The 6501-nt window shown below is 53.1% G+C and carries 7 protein-coding genes; all 7 read left to right on the top strand.

Annotation, left to right across the window (positions count from 1 at the left end):
- The first annotated feature begins 2 nt into the window (after nt 1-2).
- Entirely contained in the window at nt 3-125 is a 123-nt protein-coding gene (locus AAFN47_RS27195; RefSeq protein WP_499812371.1) for a CBS domain-containing protein, read from the top strand.
- Between the two features lie 25 nt (nt 126-150).
- The gene (locus AAFN47_RS27190; RefSeq protein WP_499812370.1) at nt 151-1281 is read left to right on the top strand and encodes a glycosyltransferase family 4 protein; all 1131 of its coding nucleotides are present in this window, start codon (nt 151-153) and stop codon (nt 1279-1281) included.
- 319 nt (nt 1282-1600) lie between these two features.
- Entirely contained in the window at nt 1601-2287 is a 687-nt protein-coding gene (locus tag AAFN47_RS27185; RefSeq protein WP_499812369.1) for a sulfotransferase family 2 domain-containing protein, read from the top strand.
- Between the two features lie 95 nt (nt 2288-2382).
- Nucleotides 2383-2763 carry a MarR family EPS-associated transcriptional regulator gene (locus AAFN47_RS27180; protein ID WP_499812368.1) on the top strand — a complete coding sequence of 127 codons (381 nt, stop codon included), beginning with the start codon at nt 2383-2385 and terminating at the stop codon, nt 2761-2763.
- A 40-nt stretch (nt 2764-2803) separates the two neighbouring features.
- Complete coding sequence (locus tag AAFN47_RS27175) at nt 2804-3817, top strand: NAD-dependent epimerase/dehydratase family protein (protein ID WP_499812367.1); 1014 nt, start codon at nt 2804-2806, stop codon at nt 3815-3817.
- A gap of 26 nt (nt 3818-3843) precedes the next feature.
- Nucleotides 3844-5124, top strand: a complete 1281-nt coding sequence (gene tviB, locus AAFN47_RS27170) for a Vi polysaccharide biosynthesis UDP-N-acetylglucosamine C-6 dehydrogenase TviB (RefSeq protein WP_499812366.1) — start codon at nt 3844-3846, stop codon at nt 5122-5124.
- Between the two features lie 22 nt (nt 5125-5146).
- Nucleotides 5147-6493 carry a flippase gene (locus tag AAFN47_RS27165; RefSeq protein WP_499812365.1) on the top strand — a complete coding sequence of 449 codons (1347 nt, stop codon included), beginning with the start codon at nt 5147-5149 and terminating at the stop codon, nt 6491-6493.
- The last annotated feature ends 8 nt before the right edge of the window (nt 6494-6501 follow it).

Here is a 6501-nt window from a genome sequence, read left to right as displayed (position 1 = left end):
TGCTGCTCGCGACGGCCCTGAAGACCATTCAGGATCGCCGGATCGGCGCGCTGGTGGTCGAGGAAGCCGGCAAGCCGGTGGGCATTCTTCACGTCCTTGACATGCTGCGCATCGGCGCCGCCTAGAATGCATATCCTGATGACGGCCAACATGGCCTGGAACATTTGGAATTTTCGCAGACCGGTGTTCACGGAGCTTCTGCAGAGAGGCTGTCGTGTCACGGTGCTCGCCCCGCCGGATGAATGCGTAGCAAACTTGCAGGACGCGGGATGCTCGTTCGTACCGCTTGAGATGGACGTAAAGGGCCTTAACCCGATTAAGGATCTGAAGTTGGTCCGCGCGTTCAGAAGGCACTTCCTAGAGCTTCGCCCGGACGCCGTTTTAAGCTACACGATCAAGAACAATATTTTCGGCGCGTTCGCCGCAAGACTAGCAAAAGTCCCCTTCATCCCCAATGTGACCGGGCTCGGCACGGCCTTTCTTTCAGGCGGGATGCTGCAGACCGTCGCTGAACTATTGTATTGTTCTTCGTATCGCGGTCTCCCTGTCGTGTTTTTTCAGAACGATGATGACCGGGATCTGTTTCTGAAGCGTCGTCTTGTTCGCCCTGAACAGACGCAACTGCTTCCTGGATCCGGGATCGACCTCGTACGCTACGCAGCGGCGCCTTTGCCTGCGGAAAATCAACCGCCTGTTTTTCTGATGATTGCACGTCTGCTTCGCGACAAGGGAGTCTATGAATATGTCGAGGCCGCAGCACGGGTTAAGGAGCGCTTTCCCAAAGCCCGCTTTCAGATATTGGGCGCAATCGGCGCGGACAATCGCACAGCAATCAATGTTTCCGAGGTGGACGTCTGGATAAACGATGGACTTATTGAGCATCTCGGCACGACAGATGATGTAAGGCCACATATCGCCAACGCACATTGCATCGTGCTCCCCTCATACCGCGAAGGAGCGCCGCGCACGCTTATCGAAGGCGCAGCCATGGCGCGCCCATTGATCGCCACCGATGTTCCCGGATGCCGATCGATCGTCGACCCAGGTGAATCCGGCTATCTGTGCGAGGTCAAAAGCGGCTCCAGCCTCGCTGAGGCCTGCCTCAGGTTCCTCGACCAACCATATACAGCGAAGATCGCAATGGGTGCCGCCGGGCGACGCAAGATGGAGCGGCAATTCGAGGAAAGAATTATCATCGACTCTTATTTTGCCGCGCTGAGAAACATGGTCCCAGACCAGTCAGAAATATTTGCGACGGCCCAGCAAAAATCGGTTTGCTGACGCGGCAGACTATGATATCGCTCAAAATTGAACGACAATGAACGTGTTGAACTCAATTTTACACATCTTCTCCGGAGCACACGAAGCGAGCTCCGGTGCGGTAGCTTTTAAAGGTTTGCTCATCTAGTGGCGAGCCAGCATTGCAGGCTTCAGTAAGATGCTCGCTATCGACGCGTGTACATTTGTTGGACCAAATCCCGCTCTTGGAGCGATGGCTTCATGAGTCTGCGTGACATACTAAGTAGATCCAGGGTGGGAGAATATCTTCTTGAATTGTAATAATAAATCTTCAGAAAGATGTGTATACAAACTGGAACGGATGTATTACTCGCTGTTTCTTCGCATAGCTGAACGTAATATAGACGTTATCACGCGAACCAATCTGATTAGGAATTCTGGCTTTCCGTATTCAAAAGAAGAGATAGCAAATGAGATCATTTTTGTTCATATCCCGAAAACAGGCGGAAATTCAATTGCGAAGGCAATATTTGGAACTGGAGGTCGGGGGCACTATAGCTTGGCGCAATATTATCGAAGTAATCCAACTTTATTTCGAAGATCATTCAAGTTTGGGATTACACGGAATCCATGGGACAGGATTGTCAGTTCGTTTCACTACTTAAAGCAAGGTGGCATGACAAAAAGCGATAAAGAATTTGGCGACACTTTTTTGGCGAATCTTAATTTTGGTTCATTTATTGTGAAGCTGTCAGACGACAACGAATACTTGACCAAAGTACTTCGCTGGATACATTTCCGCCCACAAATAGATTTTGTGCAAATCAACAATCAAACGACCATGGATTATTTGGGAAAATTGGAAAGTATTGATGAGGCATTGAATGCGATATCAGAGATTGTAAAGCGAAATGTTGTTATAAAAAAATTCAACGCAAGTAATCATGAAGATTACCGGAAATATTATAAAGAATCACAGTTAGTTGACATAGTGGAAAATATATACAAAAGGGATGTTCAACAATTTGGTTATTGTTTTGAGAAATAATATTAAGAAAATCATCTGTTGCGACTTTGATTCGAAGGCATGCTGCCGAAGTATTTGACAGAGGGTGCAATAGCCTTTGAAAGCTTGCAGTCATAGTGGTTGGTCAGCGAAGCAAGCTACAGGAAGATGTTCGCTTTCGAATTTTGCGTCTTCTCCAAGAAAATCCGGAAATCAGCCAGCGTCAATTGGCGGACATGCTGGGCATAAGCGTCGGCGGAGTTCACTATGTGCTGACTATGCTGGTGGACAAGGGTATGGTGAAGTTCGGTAATTTCTCCGCGGCGAAAGACAAGCGCCGCTACGCCTATCTGCTGACGCCAAGGGGCATCAGCGAAAAGGCGCGTCTGACGCAGAGTTTTCTGAAGCGAAAGATGAAAGAATACGACGCCCTGAAGGCCGAGATCGCATCGCTCCAGGAAGAAGTCGACCTCGGCGACGACCTTGCCGCGGACCCACGGAGCAGGGCCAGCCGATGACATTAATTTTTGACGCGGCCAAGCAGGAGAAGATGTACTTGTGAGACGCGTACTCGTCACGGGCACTGCCGGCTTTATCGGCTTTCATCTGGCGACCCTTCTGCTCAAGGAAGGTTTCCAGGTATGCGGCTATGACGGCATGACGGACTATTACGACGTCCGGCTAAAGCAGCGCCGCCATGCTATGTTACTTCAGAACCCGAACTTTTCAGCCGTCGAAGGCATGCTGGAAGACCAGGAGAGATTCGACCGCCTCGCCAACGACTTCGCGCCGGAAATCATCGTGCACCTCGCGGCACAGGCAGGCGTTCGCTACTCGCTGGAAAATCCGCGCGCCTATATCGATTCCAACGTGATTGGAACCTTCAACGTGATGGAAGCGGCGCGACGGCTCGACGTCGCCCATCTGCTCATGGCGTCCACCTCCTCGGTCTACGGCGCCAATGAGGACATGCCTTTCACGGAGACCGAAAAGGCCGACACGCAGCTCACCATCTACGCCGCGACGAAGAAGGCCAACGAAAGCATGGGCCACAGCTACGCCCATCTTTGGAACCTGCCGACCACGATGTTTCGTTTCTTCACGGTTTACGGAACATGGGGCCGCCCGGATCTCGCCCTTTACAAGTTCGTCGACGCCATTCTCGACGACCGGCCGATCGACATCTACAACCACGGCGACATGTATCGCGACTTCACCTATGTCGACGATCTGGTGCGCGGCATTCGGCTTCTGATTGACGCCGCGCCCGAGCGACCCAAATCCGCTGAAGACATTCCGCCAGGCGACAGCCTCTCGCCCGTAGCCCCCTTCCGCATCGTCAATATCGGCAATTCCGACAAGGTCCGCCTTCTCGATTTCGTCGACTCAATCGAGGAGTGCCTCGGCAAGAAGGCGATCCGCAACTACATGCCGATGCAGATGGGCGATGTGCCCGCCACCTGGGCCGACGCCTCGCTGCTGCAGAGCCTGACGGGCTACAAGCCCCAGACGGATTTTCGCGACGGTATCGCCCGCTTCGTCGAGTGGTTCCGCGACTATTACGGAAAGTAACCGCACAATGATGAGCACACGCATCCATGACTGACGCCGCTAGAGAAAAGATTGCCGTCGTCGGCCTCGGCTATGTCGGCCTGCCGCTTGCCGTCGAGTTCGGCAAGATCCGGCCGGTCGTCGGCTTCGACGTCAAGGAGGAGCGCATCGAAAGCCTGCGCAGCGGCGTCGACGGCACGCGCGAGGTCGAGGCCGCAGACCTTCTTGCCGCCGCAAAACATCTGACATTTTCCAGCGACCTTGCAGACATCGCGGACGCTGCGATCTACATCGTCGCGGTGCCGACCCCGGTCGACGAGCACAAGCGCCCCGACCTCACCCCTCTCCTCCGCGCCTCGGAAACCGTCGGCAAGGTGCTGAAAAAGGGCGACATCGTCGTTTATGAAAGCACAGTCTATCCCGGCGCCACGGAGGAAGACTGCGTGCCGGTGCTCGAGCGCACATCGGGCCTGCGTTTCAACGAGGATTTCTTCTGCGGCTACAGCCCGGAGCGGGCGAACCCCGGCGACAGGCTGCACCGGCTCACCACCATCACCAAGGTCACGGCCGGCTCCACGCCGGAGGTCGCGAAGCGGGTCGACAATCTCTATGGCGAGATCGTCAGTGCGGGTACCCACCTGGCCGAGAGCATCCGTGTGGCTGAGGCCGCCAAGGTGATCGAGAACACCCAGCGGGATCTCAATATCGCGCTCGTCAACGAACTCGCCATCATCTTCAACCGGATGGGCATCGACACGGAGGCGATCCTGCGCGCGGCGGGCACCAAGTGGAACTTCCTGCCCTTCCGCCCCGGCTTGGTGGGGGGCCACTGCATCGGCGTGGACCCCTATTATCTCACGCACAAGGCCGAGACGCTCGGCTATCACCCGCAGGTCATCCTGGCCGGCCGTCGCATCAACGACGGCATGGGCGCCTATGTGGCAAGCCAGCTCGTCAAGGCGATGCTGAAACGCCGCATACAGGTCGACGGCGCGAAGGTGCTGGTTCTGGGCCTAACCTTCAAGGAAAACTGTCCAGACCTGCGCAACACCCGGGTGGTGGACATTGTTCGGGACCTGCGTGATTATGGGATTTCGGTGGATGTGCATGACCCCTGGGTCGACGCGCAAGAAGCCAGACATGAATACGGGCTGGATTTGATTGAGGAACCGGATCGCAACGCCTATGACGGCGTCATCCTTGCCGTAGCGCATGATTGCCTGCGCGACAAGGGCAGTCGCGCGCTACGCGCCCATGGACGCGAAGACCATGTATTGTTCGATCTCAAAAGCGTGTTTGCGCCGGAAGAGAGCGAGTTGCGATTGTAGTGCATTTAGTATCACATCAGCAATGCTGTCCGCACTAACTCATTTATTTAAACACCTGCGTGGCGTCGGGCTTGGTGCAATTCTCATTCGAGGCACTTTAAGCGTCGGTGCCATCAGAATAGCAAATAAAGCAATCACATTGGTTGCCGCTGTCGTTCTGGCTCGCATTTTGGGAGCACAAGGGTATGGTTTCTACGCATACGCTATGGCTGTCGTAACAACAATCGCAATTCCAGCACAGATTGGCTTACCTCAGCTGGTGACAAGAGAAATAGCGGCAGCCGAGGCAAGAAGGGAATACTCTCTTATGCGCGGAATGCGTCGCCGCGCCCTACAATTGGCATCGGTGTCCGTTGTTCTAGGCAGCTTGGTTGGCTGCGCAATACTTCTGGTCTCTGTTCATATCCCTGCAATTAACCCGGCGGTATTTGCGTTAGCGATGCTTTTGCTACCTCTGCAGATCGGCTTAGCATTGTTGGCGTCTATGCTGCGAGGACTACGCTTCGTTGTTCAAAGCACTTGGCCACAAATTGCCTTACAACCTTTGCTTTTCCTACTGCTTATCTTTATCTCTATGCGATATTTGACCGCTTGGAATGCAATGGCTCTCAATCTCATAGCGACTGCAGTAGCGCTAGTGGTACTAGTGAAGATTTTTCAAAAGCATTGGCCGGAGGATGCCAACCGATTTGCACCCACCTATCACACACGTGCTTGGCTCATGAGCTTGCTACCGTTCACAATGATGGCAGGCATCAATCTAATCAACAAAAAAACTGATATTCTCATGCTCGGATTTTTTTCATCAGCCTCGGATGTTGGAGTATACACTGTTGTTTTTCAGGGAGCCATGTTAGTTTCACTTCCGCTGACTGCGGTCAATGCTGTTCTCGCTCCAAATATTGCTCGTCTTTATACACAGGGAGATCATCAGCGTTTACAGCGCCTGATAACCGTTGCCACTTTGGCCACATCGCTAGTGGCAGGTATAGCCGGATTGGGATTAATCTTAGTTGGCCGCTGGCTTTTGGCAAGCGTCTTTGGCAACGACTTTGCGGATGGATATCCGGTCCTCGCCATCCTTTGCATAGGTCAACTAATGAATACCCTTGCAGGTTCTGTCAGCATGTTCCTGAACATGACAGGACATGAGAAGGATGCATTGAAAGGTGCTACAGTATCAGCAATGCTGAATGTGATCTTAAACGCATTGCTGATCCCATATTTCGGAATGGTTGGAGCAGCCATAGCTACAGCTATAAGTCTAATGATTTGGAACATACTGTTGGGTATATTGGTCTTTAAGAGACTGAGATTGGTTGCCGGGCCTTTTGGAGCTAGGATCAAGGCAACTAGTGAAAGCAAGTAGTAGAAATA

It is taken from the genome of Hoeflea sp. CAU 1731 (genome assembly GCF_039888615.1).
Classification (GTDB): domain Bacteria; phylum Pseudomonadota; class Alphaproteobacteria; order Rhizobiales; family Rhizobiaceae; genus Flavimaribacter.
The sequence above is the reverse complement of the archived record's forward strand: the minus strand, read 5'-3'. Positions and strand labels throughout refer to the sequence as shown.